Annotated in this window: 20 protein-coding genes; 12 read left to right on the forward strand and 8 right to left on the reverse strand. The window is 67.7% G+C overall.

Annotated elements, in window-relative coordinates; genetic code table 11:
* Positions 1-81: 81 nt before the first annotated feature.
* Positions 82-1,164, reverse strand: a complete 1,083-nt coding sequence (locus ACH4YL_RS27485; protein ID WP_398510116.1) for an aldo/keto reductase — start codon at positions 1,162-1,164, stop codon at positions 82-84.
* A 154-nt stretch (positions 1,165-1,318) separates the two neighbouring features.
* Between ACH4YL_RS27485 and ACH4YL_RS27490 the strand changes: the two genes are divergently transcribed.
* Both ACH4YL_RS27490 and ACH4YL_RS27495 read left to right on the forward strand, forming a co-directional pair.
* Positions 1,319-2,224, forward strand: a complete 906-nt coding sequence (locus ACH4YL_RS27490; RefSeq protein ID WP_398510117.1) for an AraC family transcriptional regulator N-terminal domain-containing protein — start codon at positions 1,319-1,321, stop codon at positions 2,222-2,224.
* A 157-nt stretch (positions 2,225-2,381) separates the two neighbouring features.
* Positions 2,382-2,702 carry a hypothetical protein gene (locus tag ACH4YL_RS27495; protein WP_398510234.1) on the forward strand — a complete coding sequence of 107 codons (321 nt, stop codon included), beginning with the start codon at positions 2,382-2,384 and terminating at the stop codon, positions 2,700-2,702.
* A 115-nt stretch (positions 2,703-2,817) separates the two neighbouring features.
* Here ACH4YL_RS27495 and ACH4YL_RS27500 read toward each other — a convergent pair whose 3' ends face one another.
* The 4 genes from ACH4YL_RS27500 to ACH4YL_RS27515 form a co-directional block, all read right to left on the reverse strand.
* Positions 2,818-3,177 carry a cupin domain-containing protein gene (locus tag ACH4YL_RS27500; RefSeq protein ID WP_398510118.1) on the reverse strand — a complete coding sequence of 120 codons (360 nt, stop codon included), beginning with the start codon at positions 3,175-3,177 and terminating at the stop codon, positions 2,818-2,820.
* 204 nt (positions 3,178-3,381) lie between these two features.
* On the reverse strand, positions 3,382-3,741 hold the full coding sequence (locus ACH4YL_RS27505; protein ID WP_398510119.1) for a transglycosylase family protein: 360 nt from the start codon (positions 3,739-3,741) through the stop codon (positions 3,382-3,384).
* Between the two features lie 260 nt (positions 3,742-4,001).
* Positions 4,002-4,442: a GNAT family N-acetyltransferase gene (locus ACH4YL_RS27510; protein WP_398510120.1), complete on the reverse strand. Its 441-nt coding sequence runs from the start codon at positions 4,440-4,442 to the stop codon at positions 4,002-4,004.
* Positions 4,443-5,469: 1,027 nt separating this feature from the next.
* Positions 5,470-6,399: a peptidoglycan-binding protein gene (locus ACH4YL_RS27515; RefSeq protein ID WP_398510121.1), complete on the reverse strand. Its 930-nt coding sequence runs from the start codon at positions 6,397-6,399 to the stop codon at positions 5,470-5,472.
* 510 nt (positions 6,400-6,909) lie between these two features.
* On the opposite strand from ACH4YL_RS27515, the gene ACH4YL_RS27520 reads away from it, so the two are divergent.
* From ACH4YL_RS27520 to ACH4YL_RS27550, 7 genes are all read left to right on the forward strand, one after another.
* Positions 6,910-7,710 (forward strand): BTAD domain-containing putative transcriptional regulator, encoded by an 801-nt coding sequence (locus ACH4YL_RS27520; RefSeq protein ID WP_398510122.1) that lies wholly within the window; start codon positions 6,910-6,912, stop codon positions 7,708-7,710.
* A gap of 556 nt (positions 7,711-8,266) precedes the next feature.
* A complete protein-coding gene (locus ACH4YL_RS27525) occupies positions 8,267-10,771 on the forward strand; it encodes a S8 family serine peptidase (RefSeq protein WP_398510123.1) in 2,505 nt (834 codons plus the stop codon).
* 313 nt (positions 10,772-11,084) lie between these two features.
* A complete protein-coding gene (locus tag ACH4YL_RS27530) occupies positions 11,085-11,270 on the forward strand; it encodes a hypothetical protein (protein WP_398510124.1) in 186 nt (61 codons plus the stop codon).
* A gap of 78 nt (positions 11,271-11,348) precedes the next feature.
* Positions 11,349-11,534, forward strand: coding sequence for a hypothetical protein (locus ACH4YL_RS27535; protein ID WP_398510125.1), 186 nt, complete (start codon positions 11,349-11,351; stop codon positions 11,532-11,534).
* Positions 11,535-11,612: 78 nt separating this feature from the next.
* Entirely contained in the window at positions 11,613-11,792 is a 180-nt protein-coding gene (locus ACH4YL_RS27540) for a hypothetical protein (RefSeq protein ID WP_398510126.1), read from the forward strand.
* Between the two features lie 124 nt (positions 11,793-11,916).
* Complete coding sequence (locus ACH4YL_RS27545) at positions 11,917-12,165, forward strand: hypothetical protein (protein WP_398510127.1); 249 nt, start codon at positions 11,917-11,919, stop codon at positions 12,163-12,165.
* 246 nt (positions 12,166-12,411) lie between these two features.
* Positions 12,412-13,746 (forward strand): hemopexin repeat-containing protein, encoded by a 1,335-nt coding sequence (locus ACH4YL_RS27550; RefSeq protein WP_398510128.1) that lies wholly within the window; start codon positions 12,412-12,414, stop codon positions 13,744-13,746.
* A 94-nt stretch (positions 13,747-13,840) separates the two neighbouring features.
* Here the strand turns inward: ACH4YL_RS27550 and ACH4YL_RS27555 are convergent, their stop codons facing one another.
* Positions 13,841-14,362 (reverse strand): hypothetical protein, encoded by a 522-nt coding sequence (locus ACH4YL_RS27555; protein ID WP_398510129.1) that lies wholly within the window; start codon positions 14,360-14,362, stop codon positions 13,841-13,843.
* A gap of 315 nt (positions 14,363-14,677) precedes the next feature.
* Entirely contained in the window at positions 14,678-17,362 is a 2,685-nt protein-coding gene (locus ACH4YL_RS27560; protein ID WP_398510130.1) for an AMP-binding protein, read from the reverse strand.
* Positions 17,363-17,565: 203 nt separating this feature from the next.
* Here ACH4YL_RS27560 and ACH4YL_RS27565 point away from each other — a divergent pair, with 203 nt between their 5' ends.
* The 3 genes from ACH4YL_RS27565 to ACH4YL_RS27575 are packed head-to-tail and all read left to right on the forward strand — an operon-like array spanning position 17,566 to position 21,214.
* Positions 17,566-18,588 (forward strand): iron ABC transporter substrate-binding protein, encoded by a 1,023-nt coding sequence (locus ACH4YL_RS27565; RefSeq protein ID WP_398510131.1) that lies wholly within the window; start codon positions 17,566-17,568, stop codon positions 18,586-18,588.
* 5 nt (positions 18,589-18,593) lie between these two features.
* Entirely contained in the window at positions 18,594-20,183 is a 1,590-nt protein-coding gene (locus ACH4YL_RS27570; protein ID WP_398510132.1) for an ABC transporter permease, read from the forward strand.
* Positions 20,180-21,214, forward strand: a complete 1,035-nt coding sequence (locus ACH4YL_RS27575) for an ABC transporter ATP-binding protein (RefSeq protein WP_398510133.1) — start codon at positions 20,180-20,182, stop codon at positions 21,212-21,214. Before ACH4YL_RS27570 ends, ACH4YL_RS27575 begins: the two co-directional genes overlap by 4 nt.
* A gap of 45 nt (positions 21,215-21,259) precedes the next feature.
* Here the strand turns inward: ACH4YL_RS27575 and cpt are convergent, their stop codons facing one another.
* Positions 21,260-21,793: a chloramphenicol phosphotransferase CPT gene (gene cpt / locus ACH4YL_RS27580; RefSeq protein WP_398510134.1), complete on the reverse strand. Its 534-nt coding sequence runs from the start codon at positions 21,791-21,793 to the stop codon at positions 21,260-21,262.
* Positions 21,794-21,898 lie beyond the last annotated feature (105 nt).

Raw genomic sequence — 21,898 nt, forward strand, 5'->3', positions numbered from 1 at the left:
TACATCACTGACTGGGGCAACGCACGTGTTCGTACGGGACCCGCGCGCCTGGCATTGGGCACCGGAGCTCGCAACCTTCACTCAGTAGCGGACGGTGCTCTGCAGCAGCGGCGGGTACACAGCGGACGCTTCGCCGTCGACCGTGGCGCCCGCGAACTGAAGCATCGCGCGCTGCGCGCCGTGCATCGGGGCCGGGTAGTCCAGGGTCGGGGCTGATACCTCGTCGAGCCCTTGCAGCTGCTCGGGGGTCAGAGTCACCTCCAGGGCGACGAGGTTGATCTCCAGGTGCTCCCGGCGGCGGGCGCCGACGATGGGCACGACGGTGCCCTGGCGGGCGCGCAGCCAGGCGAGGGAGACCGCGGCGGACGTGGTCCCGAGTTCGTCAGCGATGGCGGCGACAGCATCGATGACGACGTACTCGTCGTCGGTGGGGCCGCCGACGTAAGCGGCGCGGGCGGAGTCGGTCACTTGGGCGTCGCGGCGGTACTTGCCGGACAGGAAGCCGTTCTTCAGGGGGCTCCACGGAACCAGCGAAATGCCCTGGTCGCGCGCGAACGGTGCGAGTTCGCCCTCGACGGTACGAGCCAGCAGCGAGTACTCGACCTGCAGCGCAATGAGCGGGGTCCAGCCCTTCAGCAGAGCCATGGTCTGCGCCTGGGCGGTGACCCACGCCGGCGTGTTGGAGAAGCCGATGTAGCGAATCTTGCCCGCGCGCACCAGGTCGTCCAGGGTGCGCATGGTTTCCTCGATCGGGGTGCTGCGGTCCCAATTGTGCAACCAGTACAGATCCAGGTACTCGGTCTGCAGGCGGCGCAGGGTCTCGTCGAGCTGGGCGATGATCGACGAGCGGCCGGCACCGCCGCCGTTGGGGTCGCCGGGGAACATGTTGCCGAAAAACTTCGACGCGAGCACGACGTGCTGGCGCCGTCCGGGATGGGCGGCGAAAAAGTCGCCGAGGATTTTCTCCGAGTGGCCGTTGCTGTAGAAATTCGCAGTGTCGACGAAGTTCCCGCCGCGATCCAGGTAGGCCGCCAGGATCTTCTCCGACTCCTCGACGCTGCACCCGGCGCTGCCCGGGTCCTCGCCGAAGGTCATCGCGCCGAGGGCGAACGGACTGACTCGCAGACCTGAGCGGCCGAGGGTGACGTAGTGATCGAGCATCATGACGAGGGCTCCAATGTGTGCCGGAATGGTCCTTCAATGCAACCGCCCGGCAAGCTTCACGCGGTAGACCGATCCTCGCGACCTCTTGCACAATCCTGTCAACTTCGCCACGATTGGGCTTGCATGATCGCCTCGCCGGTGCTTCCGTGAAGGGGTGCGCACCCTGGACGAGATCCGCGGCCTCATCACGACCCATGCCCGATCGGACCAGCAGACGTCGATCGACGGGCTGCTGTTGTCCAAAGTGGAGACCGACGCGCCGCACTATTCGCTGACCGAGCCCTTGCTCGTCCTGATGGCGCAGGGCGGCAAGCAACTCCTGCTCGGCGACCAGATCTTCGAGTACCGCTCCGGCCAGTACCTCGTGGTCACCACCGACCTGCCGGTCACCGGCCATTTCGTCGAAGCCAGCCCGCAGACTCCGTCGCTGGGCATCGGGCTGGTGCTGCGTCCATCCGTTGTCGCGCCGCTCGTACTCGAAGCCCCAGCCGGACGGCGGTCCCGCACAACGAACGGCCCGCCCGGGCTCGCCATCGGAGAGGCCGCCCCCGAACTACTGGACGCGTTCGCTCGCATGCTGCGGCTCCTCGACAACCCGGCGGATGCGCCCGTGCTCGCCCCGATGATCGAGCGGGAGATCCTCTGGCGGGTGCTCACCGGCCCGCACGGCGGCATGATCCGCCAGATCGGCCTGGCTGACAGCGGCCTGACTCACATCAACCGGGTGATCCGGTGGATCCGCGGCAACTACGCCGAACCAATGCGGATCGAGGACCTCGCCCGCCTGGCCGGAATGAGCCCATCGGCCTTCCACCGGCAATTCCGCGCCGTGACGACCATGAGCCCGCTGCAGTTCCAAAAACGCATCCGTCTGCAGGAAGCCCGCTCACTGCTGGTCGCCCGACCTCATGACGTCGCAGGCGTCGGTCACCTCGTTGGCTACGACAGCCCGTCCCAGTTCAACCGCGAATACCGACGCCTGTTCGGCGCCCCGCCGGGCCACGACGCCGCGCGCCTCCGCGAGGAGACCCAGCCACAGGGCGTCCGCCACCTGCCCTAGCCCTCGAGTCTGACTTCGCAAGCTTGCCGGGGCTGTAGCGCCTCAGCTGGCGTGAAGTCTCGTGCTGCACGTATATCGCGTTGTGGGTCCCGGGGCACCGCCACAGTTCACCGGCATGTCTCTGCGTCTTCGTATGCGTCAAGCACTGCCGGAAGCGATGCGGGCCACTGACAAGGCCGCGGTGAGCGCTCTGCGCGCAACGCTTGCCGCGCTGGACAACGCTGAGGCGGTGCCCGTGGACGAAGCCGATCTCCGCGGCGTGGCCCATGAGCAGTCGCCTTTTGGTGCCGGCGCCACCGAAGCAGCGCGGCGTGAGCTGAGCGAGCGCGGTGTGGTGGATGTCGTGCGCGCCGAGGCCGCCGAGCGGCTGGAGGTTGCAGCGCAGTTGACTGCGCTCGCGCACGCTGACCGAGCCGGGCGGCTCCGCGCGGAGGCCGCCGTGCTGCTTCCCTTCCTCGACGGTCCCGGCACCGCGTAGGACACGGACGTGGCGTCGCATCGCGCCCCTGAGCGACGCAGGAGCAGGTCTGGGAACAGGTACGGCGACCGCGGGATCATCGATGCGTGACCACACGTGGCGCCGATTCGCCAGCTCACTGAGCGGGGTGCACGTCGAAGGGGCCGTGGAAGATGGTGACGAAGAGGCAGTCCTCGTCGCGCGTCGGCCCGTGGTGCATGACCAGTCCCGCCGGGAAGTGGCAGTACGAACCCGGGCCCAGGATCTGCCCGTTGGCCTGCAGCCTGCCTTCCAGCACGATGATCGTGTGGGAGGCGGTGTGGGTGTGGGGTTGCGCGGCCGTCCGCGCGGAATAGCGCACGAGGTAGTGCTCGGCCCCAGTCGCGGGGTCCTGGAACAACAGCCTCAGCCCGATGGGGCGGTCGTAGATGGCGGGCTGCGACTGTTCCAGGGCCATCTGGGCCAGCGCCGGAAGAATCACGGCGCCCTGGCTCACCGACCCGGTCCCGGCCACACCCACCACATCCCTTCCGCGTCGTCCACCAGCACGGCCACGTACGCGCCGATCGACGGCACGGCCTCGCCCTCCAGCTCACCCAAGTCTTCCATCCGTCAGGACAGGGTGCGCATGGGCGACCAGCAGAAGACCCCGATTACCGGCCGCCGGGTACCCCGTACGACGCCGCCCCGGAGTGACTCGTCACCGCTGTGCGCACGTCCAGGCATCCATACCCTGCTGGGCAGCGAGTCTCCTGGCCGTGGCAATCTGCTCACTTCTCGTCGCCAGATCAGCCCGGGGCGCGTACTTCAGGCCACCGGCCGCCACCCAGCTCGACTGGCTGAACTGCAGACCTCCGTAGTGGCCGTTCCCCGTGTTGGCGCGCCAGTTCCCGGAGGACTCACACTCGGCGATGGCATCCCAGTCGACGCCCGCACCGGCCCAGGGCGCGGACGCCTGGGCCGATCCGGTGCCCAGCAGCAGGACCGGGGCAGAGGTCAGGGCCACCGCCAGCATCCTGACGGTCAGTCTGTACTGACGGGTCTTCGGGTGACGAGTCATCAGCAACGCCTTCGCTCGCGGGCCCGGCCGCGGACGCGGCAGAGCACTACCGAACGTAAACGGACCGCGTCGTTCCGGCACACGGTGTGCGTCCATCAGCGTCACACAAGCCCAGGCACGCAGCCCCGTCCCGACATGCCGCTCTTCGGCCCGCCCCCGCTCACCGGCACCGTATGAAGCGGCCGTCACCGGGGTGGTGGTAGGAGGACGCCGTACTGGGCGTGGCGTTGTGGGTCGGGCCGTACGCCTTGAGGGCTCTGCTACAGCGGTATGCGGACGTCAAGGACTGGCCCGGGGGTGCGGGTGCGCGGTGCGTCCAGACTCTCCAGGACGTGCAGCATCGGTGTGTTGCCCGCGGCGACTGCGGCGGTCAGGGTGTGGTGGCCGGCGCTGCGAGCCACATCGGCCGCGTGTGCGGCCAGCGCGGTTCCCAGTCCCTTGGACTGCCACTCGTCCTCGACCAGGACGGCGAGTTCGCCCACCCCCGGCCGGTCGGTGCGCATGACGTTGGTCATGGCGATGATGCGGTCCATGCACTCGGCGGTGGTGGTCACCAAGGTGGTACCGCGCTCCGGGTCGGACAGCAGCCGCCAGCCGGCCGCGGACAGCTCGGGCTTACCCGCGTGGTAGCGCAAGGCTCGGCTGCCCTGCGAACAACGGTGGTGCAGCGCCTGGATCGGTCCGAGGTCATCGGGCGTCACCTTCCGCGTCCGAGTGGTAGTCCCGTCGGTCAGAGTGATCGGGTGTGCGGCGTATCGAGGCCCGGACTCGGCCATTCGGCAGTCTCCCCACATCGCGAACCTGACTGATGTGCCACGGAGTAGACCGGAGCGCCGGCCCGCCGTTGGCACAAGGGAATTCTTTTGCCACTCCCCCGCCGCCTCAAGTGGGGTTCACGCCATACTGATTACACACAGCGCATTCCACGTTACGGAACGCAGTGGAAGCGCGTGAGACCACCGCGGCGACCAGACCCTGGCCGGATCGTACTGACCTCCTACCGCAGTGCCCAAGGGCGGGAATTCGACGCTTTCGTCCTGCACTACGGCTCGGCGGCACCGCACTCGCCGTATCGGTCCTGCTGATGATCCCGCGTGACGACAAACCCCCCACCCCAGCAAAGGAGTTGGCGGTCTTCCACGGACCGAAACGCGCAGGCCACGGACGCCGGCACGACTTGGCACGACGCAAAGGTCCGGGAGTACAGCGGCAGTTGGAAGGCCACCGTGCGGGGGCTGACACAAGGCGGGTCTCGCTGAAGGTGACGGGCGAGGACCGCGGGGGCGCTTCGCTGACCGAGACGCTCACCAACGCCTATCTGGGTCGGCTGCCCCGAGTACTGGTGCGAGTACGCACCTGAGGGGCCGCACTGGCCCGCAGGCTGATCCGCAGCGCTCACCGGACAGGGGCAGGCCGGGACTTGAGAGGTCTCGGCCTGCCCCTGGCCGGTCAGGCGGCGGGGGGCTCGGCCCTGACTGTGTCTGGAAGGGGCAGGCTGCGAGTGGAAGCACCGCCGTCGAATGGGGTACCGCCGATCCCGTCGGCGCCGCCGGGAACCAGCCCGACCCGGTACTGGCCCCAGCGCCTCCCGTGCGCAAACTGGGTGATGTCGCGGCGCTGATCTCGTGGGACTGCTCGTGGGGCGAGCGGGCGACGAGCGGACCCGCCCGAACAAGCTGGGAGCCTTTGCGTGCCGCTTCATGGGCTGCGGCATGCCCTCTGAAGTAGTTACGGAAAGTGCCCAACTTGCTGGTCATCGAGCTGTTGAGCCAAAGCATCGATCGTCCCCTGTGGAACGTCCCCGATTCCTTGTGCAGTCGGGCTCTGTGCGAGTCCGTTAGCCGCCTGGAACGATGTGAGAGCGTCACGCGTATCATTCCCGAAAACGCCGTCAAGTCCGTTCGGACTGAAGCCGAGCACCTCCAGCGCTGTCTGCAATCCGATCGCCAGGTTCAACGGAATGGGAAGGTTTCCCGATCTCATATTGGCATCGAGTTTCTGCCTGGGATCGAAGACGAGTTGCGCGAAATCACCTGGTGGCGGCGCGGCCATCCAGCCCGCGAGCGTGAAGAGCAGCCCGTTGCGGACATTCCGCGGCCTGACCCCTGGGTTGCCGGCCTCAGTCATCCGGCATTCGCGCGCCATGGTCAGCCAGTCCTCGACTGCCGCCGCGGCCTGGAACAACGGGAAGCGGAAATTGGGGCCCATGGCCCACGCCATACTGAAGAGGGCCATCTGCCCATCGGCAGGCCAGCTGTCCAGAGCGGCGAAAGGAGCCCGAGCCTTGAGCGAAGTCTCAAAGCTTTCCAACTTGCCCATGACCAGCTCGTCGATTGCCTGATCGGTGATCCGCAGGCGCGTAATCGCCTCTTTCTCCGCCAGCGACGCGAATGCCGTCCCGCTGAATTTCACTGTGTGATACTCGTCCTTGATTTGCTCACGGCTCGCCACCGAACCCGAACTGTTGTCGAACCAGTTCAAGGAGAAAATATCAGGGAGCGGTTGTGGGTTACTCCCAAATTGGCTGGGATCGTCAGCGTCGAGCAGATTCCCAACGCCCGTGGACACCAGGCTCTTGACGTCTAGATACATGAACCGCACACGGCCTTCCAACGGCTCATTGAACGGGATGAAGGCGTCCCGAATGCTGTCGTGCATCTCTGGCTCCGCTCTTTACGGCTCCGACCCGCGCCCGCCGGTTGCTGGCCCGCCGCGTGCTCAGAAGTGGACTTTGGGGAAGTAGCCGGCCCAGGGCCCGTTCAGATCGTGCGGTCGATGGGCGGTGCCTGCTGCGGCATCTGCAGTGCCGTCAGCCCGGACCTGACCTCATTCCGCTCAGTCGACGCAATCGTGATCATTCTCCTCTCACCTTGCCGCCCGGTCAGCGGGATTCGACCGCAGTCACGCATGGTTTGGCTGCGCGTCGGCATCGTGGCCGCGCCCCGGGCCGCGCTCGGGGGGCACCAGCAAGGGCGCCGTAGTCACCGCGAGGCTGAGAAAGGTCTCGCGGAGCCGAGCCGACGGTCCATCCGACGCTCCCTCCCGTCCTGCGTCAGGCATGGGCCGCCGAATCAGATCAACACCAGACTCCCCCACCGCCGTCGGACCGGCGTTCCCCGGATTGTTCAAACCACGTCCCGCAAACGTCGCTCGCTCATCTCCCCCGCGTTGTTCCTGGCCAAGGCGGGTGAAGAGCTGCTCGGCAAGCACGATCAGCAGGTGCGCGAGGCACATACCGGCTGCACAGTGGGGGATGTGTCGTGGAATAGCGCGTGCCTCGAGGTACTGAGTTCTTTCGAATTCACCAATGCCGGCGGCAGGATCGCCCTCCCCAAGGGAGCGCAGCGGCTGCTGGCGTTTTTGGCGCTGCAGAATGACGGCGCGCACCGAGCTGCGGCAGCCGAGCAACTGTGGCCCGACTGCACGTCCTTCCGAGCAGCAGCCAACCTACGGTCGGCCCTGTGCCAGGGCAGGCGTGTCGGGTCCGTGACCGCCATCGACTGTGTCGGCCAGCGCCTGGTGCTCTCCCCCTCAATACGCGTCGATCTGCACGGGGTGTGGGAGTCGGCGCGTCAGGTCGTTGAAGGGCAGGCACCGTTGCCATCCAAGTGGGACCGGCTTGTCGGCGACCTGAGCCGGGAACTGCTGCCGGGCTGGACGGAAGACTGGCTGCTGATGGAGCGTGAGCGCTGGGACCAGATGCGGGTGTACGCATTGGAGGGCCTGGCCCAACAGTTCCAGACCGCGGAGCAGTACCTTCCTGCGCTCCAGGCAGCGCTGGCTGTCATCGCCATCGACCCGATTCGAGAAACCGCGCACCGCATCGTCATAGGGGTGCACCTCGCCGAAGGCAATGTCGCTAGTGCGCTCAGGCGATATCGGGACTACCGAGCGTTCCTGCAGAGAGAGCTCAGAGTGGCACCATCGCCGCGGATGACTGAACTGGTACAGAATCTGACGCCCACGTAGCCGCAGGCTGGCACCACCAGAAGTCCGATTGCTGCTGCCCCGCCGTCGCCTGTACTTACGACCCCTATTCTCCTGTCGGGCCATCAGAAGGACGCAGGACGGGGCAGTTGGACCGTATATCCGCAGGTACTCAATGCAGATGTGCTGAGTACCGGCGGTCAGAGACGACGTGGTACTCCCCAGACAGGCGGCGCGGGCGGACGACGGCGAGCCGAAATGTGGGAGTGCTCGGTCTTGCGACCCTTGATGGCCGGGGGCGCGCATGCGGGGGTCGACAGCCTCCCCGGCGCACCGGCGAGGCCCAGTGCGCGCCGTAGTTCGGTAGTGCTTGAGATGCCGTACCACTGCCATCGGCAGGTACCCCAGGCACCGGATGTTCCTCTCGGTCGAAGTGCTCCGCACGCTCACCCTGACCAGGGAAAAGGCCAGTGCGAGAACAAGATTCGACACTTCCGCAACGCGTCCCCGACAGTCCCGGGAACACCGTCGCGACATGCCGGGGGGAGGCTCGTATCGATGGCTGTCCGTCTAATCCGGGAGAGGGAGAGGATGCTGAATGAACGTCCGGTCGATCCTTCGCAATCTTCCCGCTCAGGAGGAGATTCTCGGCGACCCCGAGGTGTGCGTTGCCGTGCTCGACGGACCGGTGGACCTTTCCCATCCCTGCTTTGCGGGCGCCGACGTCACAAGGATCCAAACTCTGGTGCAGGAACCTGCCGGCCAAGGACCGATGTCGGTGCACGGTACGCACGTGGCGAGTCTTCTCTTCGGACAGCCGGGAAGCTCAGTCGTTGGTATTGCACCCCGGTGCCGCGGCCTGGTCCTCCCCATATTCCGAGACGGTCAGGAAGGGCGGGTGTCCCAGCTTGATTTGGCGCGTGCCGTTGAGCGGGCCGTGGAGGAAGGGGCGCACGTCATCAACATCAGCGGCGGCGAACGCTCCGCGGACGGTCGCGCCGAGAGCATGCTGGACCGGGCTCTGCGACGGTGCGCCGACAACGGAGTTCTCGTGGTCGCGGCTGTCGGAAACGACGGGTGCGACTGCTTGCAGGCCCCCGCTGCCGCGCCGTCGGTGCTCGCCGTCGGCGCGACAGACACCAGCGGCAAGCCGCTGGACACCAACAACTGGGGTGTCGCCTACAGCACGAACGGTGTACTGGCTCCAGGACAGGAAATCGAGGGCGCCACACCCGGCGGAGGACGGCTGGCCCTGAGCGGCAGCAGCTTCGCCACCCCTGCGGTATCCGGTGTTGCCGCACTCCTCGTGGCGGCACAGCTCCGGGAGGGACGCAAGGCCGACCCGATCGCAGCAGGCAGGGCAATCCTCGAAGCCGCAACTGTCCCGCCGTGCTCCCCCAGCGAAGCCCCTGAGTGCCGTCGACACCTGGTCGGCCATCTGAACACCGCTCGGGCCTACGACCTGATCAGCCGAGAGAGCACCTCCGTAGACGATCTCGACTTGGCCACGGTCCCATCCCGGCCTGCGACACCAAGGGAACGGCAATCCGTGACCATCTCCTCCACGTCAGGGGTCAACGCCGCCGGCGAATCCTCATTGCTGCGGACATCTCACTCCGAATCGAACGAGGGAGCCAACGCCATGGACACCGATGACGCGCTCGTCACAGCGAGCGAAGCAGCAGCCGACGCCACAGGCGAGACGGCAGAGAACGCGGAGGCAGCTCCGCCCTCCTCCCCACATGCCCAGCCCATAGGCCAGCAAGCGGAGTCCGTTTCACCCGACCCGGGGGTGTACGCCGCCGGCGAACCCTCGCCGCTCGAAGCCAACCACTCTGAACCGAACGAGGGAACCCACGCCATGGAAGCGCACCACGCCCACGCCAGTGCACACGAGGGAGCCAGCATCACCGGAACGGAGCCAGGGGCTGCGCCACCTGTGTCTCCGTCAGGGCTGGCGACGCCCAGCGGCAGTGCCCACTTGCCTGGCGTACGACCCGCCTGCGGGTGCGGAGGGAGTGAATCGTCCGGCTGTCAGTGCGGGGGCAGCGGCTCAGGCCGCTCACTGATCTACGCGATCGGCACCATCGGGTTCGACTTCCAGACCGAGGCCCGCAGGGACAGTTTCCGCCAGCAGATGCCCTACGCCTTCATACCGGCGGACCAGTCGCCGGACGGCGTGGAGAGGGAAGTCCAGCCGAACATATACGACCCGGCTCAGCTGCACGCCTACCTGTCGAAGAACCCGTGGGCGTCCGACAAGCTGACCTGGACGCTGACCATGGACGCCACGCCGATCTATGCCCTGGAGGCCGAGATGCCGGCGGGCATGGACTGGCACCGGCCGATCATCAGCGACCGGAGAGCGACGACGGAACAGGTCAGGCAGGCCGCAGGAAGCGCTGCAGGTGCGGAAGACCGACTCGCTGAGCTCCTGGAGACGCTTTCGTACCCGCCGGTGTCCACGGTCTACAGGACCTTCCGGGACGCCATCCTGGGCCAGATTCAGGACACGGCAGATCCGAACTATGTCTCGCGCGTGTCGGTCCCGGGAGTACTGACGGACCGAACTGTTCGGCTGTACTCCGGGCAAGTCGTCCCCGTGGTCGAGGTCAAGAGCCGCGGTCTCTACACCTGGAACGAGGCCCTGCTGGTCGAATCTGTGGTGCGGGAGGTCACAGACGACTTCACGATTCGCAAGCTCACACTCGAAGAGGAAAGGCTTGACAAGCTCCGCACGACGATCCGTGCGCTCCTCGACAAGATCTACTGGCAGTTCCGCAACCTCGGGCAGAGTTCCGCCGACCGGGCACTGAACGCTGCCGGAACCAACGCATTCCTGGTCGGAAGCGAGATCAAGGACGGTGTCCTTTCCGCAAAGCACGTCCCGGGGAAGGACGACAACTTCTACACCTTGGACACCGTCAAGGTCTCCAAGAGTCCCTTCTGCCGCCCCGGTTCGGACTGCCAAGAGGTCATCCTCGACTTCTTCGACCCGGAGAACGAGCGACGAGCACGGGTGTCCTACCTGTTCACCTTCGACGTGAGTGACGAGCTTCCCGTCAGCCTCGCACCGGTCCACAAGTTCATCGGCGGCCTGTGAGCGCTCTACAACCGAGGAGATCAGCCATGAGTACCCCAGGAAGCCACGCGAACTTCAACGCTCCGGTCCAGGCACCGCCCGTGGATCGAGACAACTGGTCAGCGCCGGCAGACCGACACACAGCCGACGGCGTGGAAGCAGCCAGGTCAGGCTGCGGCCACCTGCCGGGTCCGGCTCGGCAGATGTGCTACGCGATGCGCAGCACCCCCGTGTGAGACAAGAGTCCGCCTGGGCGCTGCTACAGGCGGCTTCGTTCCCACCGCTTCCGGTAGGAACCGTCCTGCTGAAGGCGAAACGGTGAAAGGAGAACACCATGATCGACCAGACCACGCGAGACGAGTCCCGTCCGGTGTTTGCTTCCCTGCAGATGCCGCAGCAGGCCCCGCCGATCGACCGAACCTCAGCCAGGCCCGCAGGCACCAACGGTGACACCTCAGGCGTCGAGGCCAACGGCCTGTTCGACCTGATCGCCAAGGGCATCGGCGGCCTGATCGGCTGAGCCCCTACGCGTCGGCGACAGCGGTGCGCCCCAGTCGCCGACGCCCACTCGGCAGTCAGAAACCGAAGGGAGAACACAATGATCGACCAGACCACGCGAGACGAGTCCCGTCCGGTGTTTGCTTCCCTGCAGATGCCACAGCAGGCCCCGCCGATCGACCGAACCTCAGCCAGGCCCGCAGGCACCAACGGTGACACCTCAGGCGTCGAGGCCAACGGCCTGTTCGACCTCCTCGCCCAGGGCGTCGGAAGCCTGCTTGGCTGAGCCCCTACGCGTCGGCGACAGCGGTGCGCCCCAGTCGCCGACGCCCACTCGGCAGACATGAGCCGAAGGGAGAACACAATGAACGACCAGACCACACGAGACGAGTCCCGTCCGGTGTTTGCTTCCCTGCAGATGCCACAGCAGGCCCCGCCGATCGACCGAACCCCGGCCGGCCCCGCAGGCACCAACGGTGACACCTCAGGCGTCGAGGCCAACTTCCTCCCCCTGATCCCCCTGGTTGCGAGCCTGTTCGCCTGAGGCCCGCCCGTGCCGGGCGATGGTTCTACCGATTCGCCCGGCACGCCCGCCCCAGGCTCCTGAAGTTAGGACGCCGGGCAGACTGCGTCTCAGACGCTCACCCATTCAGACAATGGGAGCAACCATGCGACTCAACATGCCGGTTCAGGGAACGATCGAGCGCCGCTGGGATCTCTACCAGCCCTACTTGGAAGTGGTGGCCACCTACAAGACTCAAGAAAACCCCGAGATACTCGGCAATCGGGTGGAACAGCCCCTGCCGGCATCCAATTACGGTTCGGATGTTGGGGACCCTGGCCCTGCAGCGGGTGCCGACTCCCGCGGCTGGCACTGCCAGCCGGTGTCGGGCTGCGCGTGGAGTGGCCTGGTCTGAGCCCGGACAGTGGCATTCATCGCCGCACGTCCCTCCAACTGGGCGAGCCAAATCCCGCCCAGCAGCCGGAGCCAGCCGAACAGGTGTCATCGAACCCAGCCAAGGCACCCAAGGCCATCGTCAGCGTGCGGCTGAGCGCCATGCCCAACTGGTCCCCGATATCGACTGAACGGGCAAGAGCGCGCCGCCCCACGTCAGCCTCGAAACGAGGCACCGCGTCGGGCGGGGGCCCTCGTCAGGAAGGGAGTGTTCATCGTGGTGGCTCTCAAAACGGCAGTCGCGTGGCCGAATGACAAGGTGTATCTCTTCTTCGACGACGACACCTATCACCGTTACAACGCGGTCACTGGCGCCTTCGAACAAGGCGGCCTGAATGTCGTTGATAACTGGCCGGGGCTCACAGCCTCGCCTGACGCGTTCGTGTGGTGGGGTGCCAGCAAGGCCTACGCCTTCATCGGCTCCACGTATGTGCGCTACGACCTGGTAGCGGACGGTGTCGATCCGGAGTACCTGCCGCCCAACGCCCCGTTCGCTCTGGCGGGCAACTGGCCGGGGCTCCCCGACGGCTCCAGCGGTGGCATGAATTGGCAGGCGGGCATCGACGCCGCAGTGAACTGGGGTACAGGCAAACTGTTCCTTTTCAAAGGCGACTCGTACGTGCGCTACGACATCACCGCGGACCGGGTCGACCCCGGCTATCCCGTAAAGATCGCCGGCCGCTGGCCCGGGTTGTTCACCCAAAACCTCGGCGCTGCCGTCTACTCCGGTGGACGGTACGCCTACTTCTTCCGCGGCAACGACTACCAGCGCTTCGACGTGGACACTGACCAAGTCGACCAGACCGGCACGTTGTCCCCCTCGGTCCCATTCGAACCGACACCACCCGGTGCGCTGGTTCCAGCCCGCTTGCTGCAACTGACGCAGGCCAACCAGCTGATGGCTGATCTGATCAGGCGAGGCAAACTCAGTCTGAAGAGCCCTGCCTTCGTCGACGGGCCGGGCGGGATCGTGTCCCCCACCCCCAGCCAGCGTGTGGCCGTCCAGCCCGCCACCATCGACGGAATCAGGTACACCAACGCTCTGAACCCCACTGCCGACTTCTTCACCAACGTCGACCAGCGCATGCTCATCGCCCTGTACCGGCTGACCAGGTGGATCAACTCCTCGGCTCCCGACGTGAGGGAACTGCGCCACCTCGGCATCGGGCAAGGCTCCGGCCCGCCGAACGACTGCCACAACCAGGGGCGCGCACTCGATCTGTCCGGTATCGCCGGGGCGGACGGGGGTACCGCCTTCCTCAAGTCGATCCTCAGTAACTGGGGAAATCTCCCGGCGCTTGTGGGGAGCAACGTCCGCATCGACCCGTCCGTCGACCCACTGGCGTTCGCACTGTTCAGCACAGCCTTCCGCTGCGCGACGTACGAATGCGAAGCCAACGGAATCGGCACCGGCAACAAATGGCCCATGCCCAAACTCGGTGGAAGCGGCTTCGTCATCTATCCCGACTACGGCGGCGACCCCGCGCTGCGAGCCGCCCACCAGGACCACATCCACTTGCAGGTTGGCAAGACCCGGATCTGAAAGGCTGTCACTTCGCAGGCGCAGGCGCCTCCTGGAGCAGCCCCCGACCGGTGACAAACGCCGGCCGCCCGCACTCACGCATTCGCGGCCCGCCTCAACTGAGCGCAGACGAAGCGCTCGGGTTCTCTCCCTCCTCCGGCTGTGCCGGGATGCTGGACTCACCAGCCGGCGGCAGCGATGCTTTTGCCCTGATCATGTCCGCACGCGCCTGCACAAGTAGCGCGTATGCCTTGAGGATGGAAGCAATCCCTGCCCCGACAGCAGTAGCCAAGGCACTAACCGCAGTGACCATCTGGGCCGTGTCGGACGGCTGAAACCCTTGGCCGGGGACTCGCTCGAAGAGGCCCCGGGCCACAAAGTAAGCAATCGCGTAGCCAACAACGGCCAGCAGGGCCAGTCCTATGACATCCCGGGCCTCAGCCCGTCGGGCCTGACTGCGCACTTGATAGAACCTGTCCCAAGTCTCCTTATGTTCGGGACGTCTGACCACGCTCGCCTCAGGCAAGCGGTGCGCCTCGGACCGTTCCCGTTCGAGCGCCTTCCCCGCTTCAACAAGCTGAAGGGCAGCTTCGAACTGCACTCGCCCGTCGAACGACTCTCCCTCTCCACCGCTCATGGTCAAACATCCTGCCGCTTTGACCACTTCGACGGGTCTCACTCACACAGAACAACCTTCAACTATGCGCAGCTCATGGCTACCGCACTCTCCCGTCCCCAGGAGGCAGCCTCACGGCGATCACCCTCGCCGACGCCAGGTCAGTCAGGCAGTGCCGCGTTCTTCACCACGAAGGGTGGACACAGAGCTTCAACAAGCTGGAGAACCGGATGTCGTCGGCTGCGTCGCACTGAGTTCGCTCCGGCTCTGGATCAGCGTGCACCGATCCTCGGCGCAGGCCGGTCGCCGCGTCACGCACCGCGTCCACCGGCACCGTCACCCCTGCGGCACAGCCGCTGCCCCGTGCCGTCGTCGGCCGACGGAGGGCAGTGCCCGGGTGACGCGTGCCGCCACCGTGGCGTACGCGACGCCGAAGGCGACGGAGGCGAGCAGGGCCAGCCAGCCGGAGAAGTCCTCGATGTGCGGGAAGACCTGCCAGTGGGTCAGGTAGATGTACAGCGAGCTGCCAGCCAGAACGCCTGCCACGCGGTTGACCGGGCCGAGGCTCGGCACGCTCGGCACCCACACCAGCAGGACGAAGCCGGCCATGATCAGCCCTTCGCGCGCCGGCTCGCCGGGGAAGAAGCCGGGGACGGTGACCAGTGCGGCCGCCGTGACAAGCAGGCGTTGGCGCACGGTGCTCGCCTTCGCCGCGGCCCAGCCCAGGGCGAACAGCCACGGCACGACGACAGCCGATGGCAAGTGCATCCGTTCGCGGAGGCCGAACACGTCGTATCGGCTGAGCAACCCGATGGCCATGAGGGTCATGGGCAGGCCGAACGGGAAGCGTCGCTCCAGGCGGTCGACGACCCGCAGGCCCAGCAGGGCGACGACGGCGATCAGGATGCAGACGAGGGCCTCGATGAACCAGTAGGGCGCCACGTGCCCGTCGCGCGGGGTGAGGAAGCTCTCGAACAGGAAGAGCGTGGAGAGTCCGTAGTCGTCGGTGACGATGAGCAGCAGGGCGATCCAGGCCAGGCTCGGTACGACGATGCGCGCGATGCTGTGCCAGCCGTGGCGGATGCGCTCCCGGCGTTCGGCGGACGTGAGATGAAAACGCGCCAGGTTGAAGCCCGCGACGGTCAGCAGCAGGTGGGCGCCTCCCTTGATGTGGAAGACGTGGATGTGCGAGCCGACGATGAAGACGATCGCGAGGGCACGCAGGGCGATGCTGGTTTCCAGGGTGCGCCGACGGGCGGTTGCCCACTGGCGGGCCTTCGTCGGCGGTGGCTGGAGCAGATCGCGGATCGGAAGGGTGTGCCAGTTGGGCGGCAGGTGGCCGAGGACCTGCTCGAGGTTGAGGGACATCTCGACGTACGACAGTGAGTCGCCGCCGAGACTGACAAAGCTGCTGTCCTCGGTGACGTCGGGCCTGTCGAGGATCTCGGCGTAGAGAAGGCACAGGTCCGCCGGGCCGACCGGCCCCGGCTGGGCTGCGGCACGGGATGGGGATGCGGCATGGGATGGGGCGGCCGACTTGGCACGACCGTCGACGGGCGTGCCTATCAGGTCCCGTACAGCCTGGTAGTCAGGCTTTCCACTGGCCAGCCGGGGAAGTTCGGGCAGGACGTGGACATGCACTGCCCTCGGCGGCAGCCCGCACTCGCCCGCCACCAGCCGCCGGACGCGCTTGGCATCCGCGCCGCTGTCCCCGCCAAGGTCACCGCCGATGTCCCTGCCCGTGTCCGTGGATCGGGCGACAGCCACCACGAGTTGGTCGTCGGCGGCCGCGCACTGAGCGATGACGCCGTGTGCCGCCAGCATCGACTCGATCCGCTGGGGATCGATCCTGAGGCCGAGGATCTTCGCGAACCTGCTGACGCGGCTCACCACTTCGTACAGGCCGTCCTGCGTGGCGCGTGCGATGTCCCCGGTGTGCAGTTCGTCGACAGTGCGGCCGAGACCGAGGTCCGAGGGGGCCTCGGCGTAGCCGAGCATGACGTTCGGCCCCGAGTAGACGAGTTCGCCGGTGTCCGGCTCGGGCCAGTCGGGATGGGGCCGCAGGCGGAAGGACCCGCCGGGGATCGGGACGCCGATTGCCTCGGGCCGATCTGCCGCCCGGTTCGGAGGCAGGTACGCCATCCGGGCCGTCGCCTCCGTCTGCCCGTACATGACGAAGAGCTGCCAGCCGTCGCGCTCGCCGAGGGCGGCGTACTGCGCGACCCGCTCGGGCGCCAGCCGTCCTCCGGCCTGGGTGACATACCGCAGGTGGGGAAGGTCCATGGCGTCGAAGCCGACTCGGTCGAGCAGGTCGAAGGTGTACGGGACACCGGCGAACGTCGTGCCACGGCCTTCGCGGAACAGGTCCCAGAAGCAGCTGTCGGCCACCGAGAGGTCGGTCAGGATCAGCCCGGCGCCGCTCAGCAGGTTGCTGTTGATGACGGACAGGCCGTAGCAGTAGTGCATCGGCAGGGTGGTGGCCGCCCGGTCGCCGTCGCGAATACCCAGGTACGCGGCAATGGACTCGGCGTTGGCCTGCAGGTTCTCGTGCGAGAGGCGCACCAGCTTGGGCGAGCCCGTGGAGCCTGAGGTGCTCAGGAGCAGGGCGAGTTCGGGGTGCAGAGTGTGTGCCGACACGGCTCGCCGCTCATCGAGTACCCACTCCCCCGCTCGGTCCGGCCCGGCTACGACGTCGGGGTCGTACGCGGCGGTCAGCGACCGCACGGCTTCGCCGTTGTCACCCGGTACCAGCAGGACGGGGTGGCCGGCGGCGAGCGCCGCGAGATAGGTGACGACCGCGTCGACGGTGTTGGCGCCGGCCAGCAGCACCAGACGCCGTTCCCGGCCGAGGCGCGCGGCGGTCTCCGCCACCCGCGCGGCGAGCTGACGGTACGACAGTTCGCCGTCGCGGGTCAGCAGAGCGGTCCGGTCGCCGAACTCCGCGAGGCGGCGGGCGAACGGGACAGTCGTGGTGGCCGAAAGCAGGTCAGGGGTGATGAGCACTTGGCGCATCTTAGGCATGCCTTACCTCATTGGAAAGGCACAGAAATGTCACAGACCGAGCGACCCCGACCCTTGCGAACCTCGCGTAGTCCGTTATCACGCCGTTGTTGACGGTGAGGTTAGCTTTACCTTATCTATTAGTGGTTCACAGGTTCGCCGCTCTCCCTCACCGACATCGCCCGGCCAGGCGTGGGGGCGGGCATTGTCAGGAAGGCACCACAATGCGACGCCCCTTGGCCCGCCGTCTCGCCTCGCTCGTCGCGGCAGGCATGCTTGTGCCAGCTCTTGCCGCCTGCGGCAGCGACGAACCCGCCGGACTCGTGATCTACTCCGGCCGCAACGAGAAGCTCGTCAAGCCGCTGATCGAGAAGCTGGAGAAGTCGCTCAAGACGAGGGTCGAGGTCCGCTACGGCGACAGCGCCGAACTCTCCGCCCAGATCCTGGAGGAGGGCGACAAGACCGAGGCGGGTCTGTTCCTCTCGCAGGACGCCGGCGCCCTCGGCGCCCTGTCCAAGGAAGGGCGCCTGGCGCCGCTGCCCAAGGCGACGCTGGACAAGGTCGCCCCCGCGTACCGCGGCACCGCCGGTGACTGGGCCGGCGTCAGTGGCCGCGTCCGCGTCATCGCGTACAACCCCGAGAAGGTCCCGACGCCGCCGGACACCGTGCACGACCTGGTGAAGCCCGAGTGGAAGGGCAAGGTCGGATACGCCCCGACCAACGCCTCCTTCCAGGCGTTCGTCACCGGCATGCGGGTCCTGGAGGGCGACGACGCCACCCGGACCTGGCTCAAGGGCCTGAAAGCCAACGGCGTGAAGGCGTACGACAACAACCTCAACGTCCTGGACGCCGTGGACTCCGGCGAGGTCTCGCTCGGCCTGCTCAACCACTACTACTGGTACGAGAAGGTCACCGAGGAGGGCGAGGGCAAGATCGACGCCAAGGTCCACTTCCTGCCCAAGGGCGACCCGGGCGGCCTGGTCAACGTGGCCGGAGTGGGCAAGCTGAAGGGCGCCGACGCCAAGCAGAACGCGTACGCCCAGCAGGCGGTCGACTTCCTGCTCTCCTCCGAGGCGCAGACGTACTTCGCCGACGAGACCAAGGAGTACCCGCTGGCCGCCGGAGTCAAGACCACCACCAAGGGCCTGCCGCCGCTCGACTCCCTCCAGGCACCCGCGATCGACCTCGGCAAGCTCGACTCGCTCAAGGAAACCCTGGCCATGCTCCAGGACGTCGGAATGGTCTGACCCTCGTGACCACACCGGATTCTCCCGTCCGGACGCGTCATGACCCCCGCCCGGCAGGCGCCCCCGCGCCCGCCGGGCGTCGGCGCGCCGGAGGCCGCCCGTCGTGGGTCCTGATCGTCCCCGCCTGCCTGGCCGCTGCCCTCGCCGTGCTACCGCTCGGCTACTTGGCGATCCGCGCACTGGAGCGGGGCCCCGGCTACGCGTGGGACATCGTCGCCGACGACCGCACCGCCGTCCTGCTCGGCCGCAGCCTCGGCCTCACCGCCGTCGTCGTGGCGGCCTGCCTGGCCCTCGGTGTTTCCCTGGCGTGGCTGGTCGTACGGACCGCGCTGCCCGGCGCGCGGGCCTGGTCGGTGCTGGTGACACTGCCGCTGGCCGTGCCCAGCTACGTGGCCGCGTTCGCCTGGCTGTCCGCCGCACCGGAGTTGGCGGGCTTCACCGGGTCCGCCCTGGCGCTGACCCTGGTGAGTTTCCCGTACGTGTATCTGCCGGTCGCCGCCGCGCTGCGCGGCATCGACCCGGCCCAGGAGGAGGTGTCCCGCTCACTCGGGCACGGCCCGATGCGCACCTTCTTCCGGGTCACGCTTCCGCAGTTGCGTCCCGCCGCGGCCGGCGGCGGGCTGCTGGTCGCGCTGTACGTCCTGTCCGACTTCGGCGCGGTGTCGCTGATGCGGTACGACACGTTCACCCGCGGCATCTACACGTCGTACCGGGCGAGTTTCGACCGTACTCCGGCCGCGGCGCTCAGCGCGGTCCTCGTCCTCATGACCATTGCCCTGGTCGCGGGCGAGGCACGCACCCGCGGTCGCGCCGGCCACTCGAGGACCGGCACCGGCACCGCACGCCCGGCCGTCCCCGCGTCCCTGGGACGGTTCCGCGCACCCGCGCTCGCGTGGTGCGCCGCAGTCACCGCGGCCGCCGTCGCCTTCCCGCTGGCCACGCTGGGCTACTGGCTAGCCGTCGGCAACTCCGCGACCTGGGACCCCGGCACGCTGGCCGACACGGCGCTCACCACTCTCGGCATCGCCGCGGCGGGCGCCGCCCTCACGACCCTGCTCGCCGTTCCGGTCGGCGTCATCGCCGCACGCCACCGAGGTCACGCCGCCCGCCTGTTGGAACAGGCCGCCTACGCGGGCCACGCGGTGCCCGGCATCACCGTCGCGCTCTCGCTCGTCTTCTTCGCCGTGCGCTACGCCCATCCTCTGTACCAGGAAACGCCGCTGCTGATCGGTGCGTACGCCGTGCTGTTCCTGCCGGTCGCGGTCGCGGCCACGCGCGCAGCGGTCATCCAGGCTCCTCCCCTGCTGGAGGATGTCGCGCGCTCGCTCGGCCGCTCGCCGCTGCGGGTCCTGCGCGAGGTGACTGTGCCGCTGGCCGCTCCCGGCGTCGCCGCCGGTGCGGCGCTGACGTTCGTGGTCTGCATGAAGGAACTTCCCGCCACCCTGCTGCTCCGCCCCACCGGCATGGACACTCTCGCCACCCGGCTGTGGACAGAGACAGGCGCAGGTTCGTTCGCCGCGGCGGCCCCCTACGCCGCCGCACTGATCCTCCTCGCCGCAATCCCCTCGTACCTCCTCGGGAGGCATCGCACATGAACGACCTTCGGATCGAGGCGCTGACCAAGGCGTACGGGCCGGACGCAACCGTCCTCAACAGCCTTGAACTCACCGTGCCCGGCGGCTCGTTCGCCGCCGTACTCGGCCCTTCCGGCTGCGGCAAGACGACCCTGCTGCGGATCATCGCCGGCTTCCTCCGCGCCGACGCGGGAACAGTGACCGTCGGCGGGCACACGCTCAGCGGCCCCGGCCTGCACCTCCCCCCGGAACGCCGCCGCATCGGCATCGTCCCCCAAGAAGGCGCGCTCTTCCCTCACTTGAGCGTCGCCCGCAACGTCTCCTTCGGCCTCACCGGCCTCGACCGCGGCGCACGAAGGCGCCGCACGGACGAGATGCTCGAGCTGGTGGGACTCGCCGGATACGGCAACCGCATGCCGCACGAACTCTCTGGCGGCCAGCAGCAGCGCATCGCCGTGGCCCGCGCCCTGGCCCCCAAGCCCCAACTGGTGCTGCTCGACGAGCCGTTCAATGCACTGGACAGTGCCCTGCGCGCCGGAGTCCGCGCCGATGTCCGGGCCGCTCTGCGGGCCAGCGGTGCCACAGCTGTCCTCGTCACACACGACCAGCAGGAGGCCCTCTCCACGGCCGACCTCGTCGCGGTCGTACGGGACGGCCGCGTAGCCCAGTGCGACACCCCGCAGGAGGTCTACGGCCGCCCGACGAACCCCTGGGTAGCCAGCTTCGTCGGTGACGCCGTCCTCCTCCCGGCCTCGGCGCAGGACGCCACGGCCACCACCCCACTCGGCAAGGTCGCGCTCGCCGGACCCGCCGGCACCCACGCCGGCACGGTGCTGCTGCGGCCGGAACAACTCCGCCTGACCGAGCCCGCTTCGCCGGCCGCGCGCGGCACGGTCGTCGACGTGTGCTTCTACGGCCACGACGCCATGATCACCGTTGATGTGGAGGGTCTGGACATGCCGGTCGACGTCCGCACGGCCGGACCGGTCGCCGTTCGTCCCGGCGAGCAGGTCGGCATCCGCGTCACCGGCGAAGCGACGATGCATCCTTAGCCGGGCGGAGAAGTCGGCCGGAGTCGTCAGCCGCCGCGGCGGCGATCAGCTGACGTGGGCGGCGATGTTTCGCGCGCACTGCAGGGACTCGGTGCGCGTCGTGTCCACCTCCACGTCGTAGAACACCCCCTCGTGAACCACATCCGCCTGCAACGCGGCCATCCCCTGGACGCGATCTCCTCGCGCGACCTCACGGCCCGCGGCGACCGCACGCTCACACCTGACGCCGACCCACAACACGGCCAGTCCGCCAAGGGCCTTCTGCCATCGCTGCTGGGACGCCGCTCCGCCAAGGAAGACGTCATCGATGATGACCCTGGCGCCTGCACGGGCCATTGCCACGACGCCCTCCATCCACGCCGCCTCCAGCGCCCGGAAGTCCGCCCCGACGCTCACTCCGCCCTCCGCAGCGAACGTGATCCCCTCGTCCGCCGCCTGCATCTTCGCGGGCATGGCGTCGACGAACGAGTCGCACCCGAACACCAGCCACGGATCCGGCAGTACGGCCTGCAGGCACCGTACGATCCCGGACTTCCCCGAACTGGAACCGCCGTTGAGAATGATCATCTGAGTCGTCACCGCGCCACACTAGGGCGCTTCCCACACGGCACGAAACGACTTTCGGCACACGCTGCTCCGCTGCCGCAACCCGGTGAACGTTCCTGGCCACGGCACGTGCCGTGA

This window comes from Streptomyces sp. NPDC020681 (genome assembly GCF_044334895.1).
Taxonomy (GTDB): Bacteria; Actinomycetota; Actinomycetes; order Streptomycetales; family Streptomycetaceae; genus Streptomyces.

Coding starts and splice junctions, on each gene's coding strand:
- ACH4YL_RS27485 (WP_398510116.1), bottom strand. CDS start 1,164: ATGATGCTCGATCACTACGTCACCCTCGGCCGCTCAGGTCTGCGAGTC.
- ACH4YL_RS27495 (WP_398510234.1), top strand. CDS start 2,382: ATGCGGGCCACTGACAAGGCCGCGGTGAGCGCTCTGCGCGCAACGCTT.
- ACH4YL_RS27505 (WP_398510119.1), bottom strand. CDS start 3,741: ATGACTCGTCACCCGAAGACCCGTCAGTACAGACTGACCGTCAGGATG.
- ACH4YL_RS27515 (WP_398510121.1), bottom strand. CDS start 6,399: ATGCACGACAGCATTCGGGACGCCTTCATCCCGTTCAATGAGCCGTTG.
- ACH4YL_RS27525 (WP_398510123.1), top strand. CDS start 8,267: ATGAACGTCCGGTCGATCCTTCGCAATCTTCCCGCTCAGGAGGAGATT.
- ACH4YL_RS27530 (WP_398510124.1), top strand. CDS start 11,085: ATGATCGACCAGACCACGCGAGACGAGTCCCGTCCGGTGTTTGCTTCC.
- ACH4YL_RS27535 (WP_398510125.1), top strand. CDS start 11,349: ATGATCGACCAGACCACGCGAGACGAGTCCCGTCCGGTGTTTGCTTCC.
- ACH4YL_RS27540 (WP_398510126.1), top strand. CDS start 11,613: ATGAACGACCAGACCACACGAGACGAGTCCCGTCCGGTGTTTGCTTCC.
- ACH4YL_RS27545 (WP_398510127.1), top strand. CDS start 11,917: ATGCGACTCAACATGCCGGTTCAGGGAACGATCGAGCGCCGCTGGGAT.
- ACH4YL_RS27555 (WP_398510129.1), bottom strand. CDS start 14,362: ATGAGCGGTGGAGAGGGAGAGTCGTTCGACGGGCGAGTGCAGTTCGAA.
- ACH4YL_RS27560 (WP_398510130.1), bottom strand. CDS start 17,362: ATGCCTAAGATGCGCCAAGTGCTCATCACCCCTGACCTGCTTTCGGCC.
- ACH4YL_RS27565 (WP_398510131.1), top strand. CDS start 17,566: ATGCGACGCCCCTTGGCCCGCCGTCTCGCCTCGCTCGTCGCGGCAGGC.
- ACH4YL_RS27575 (WP_398510133.1), top strand. CDS start 20,180: ATGAACGACCTTCGGATCGAGGCGCTGACCAAGGCGTACGGGCCGGAC.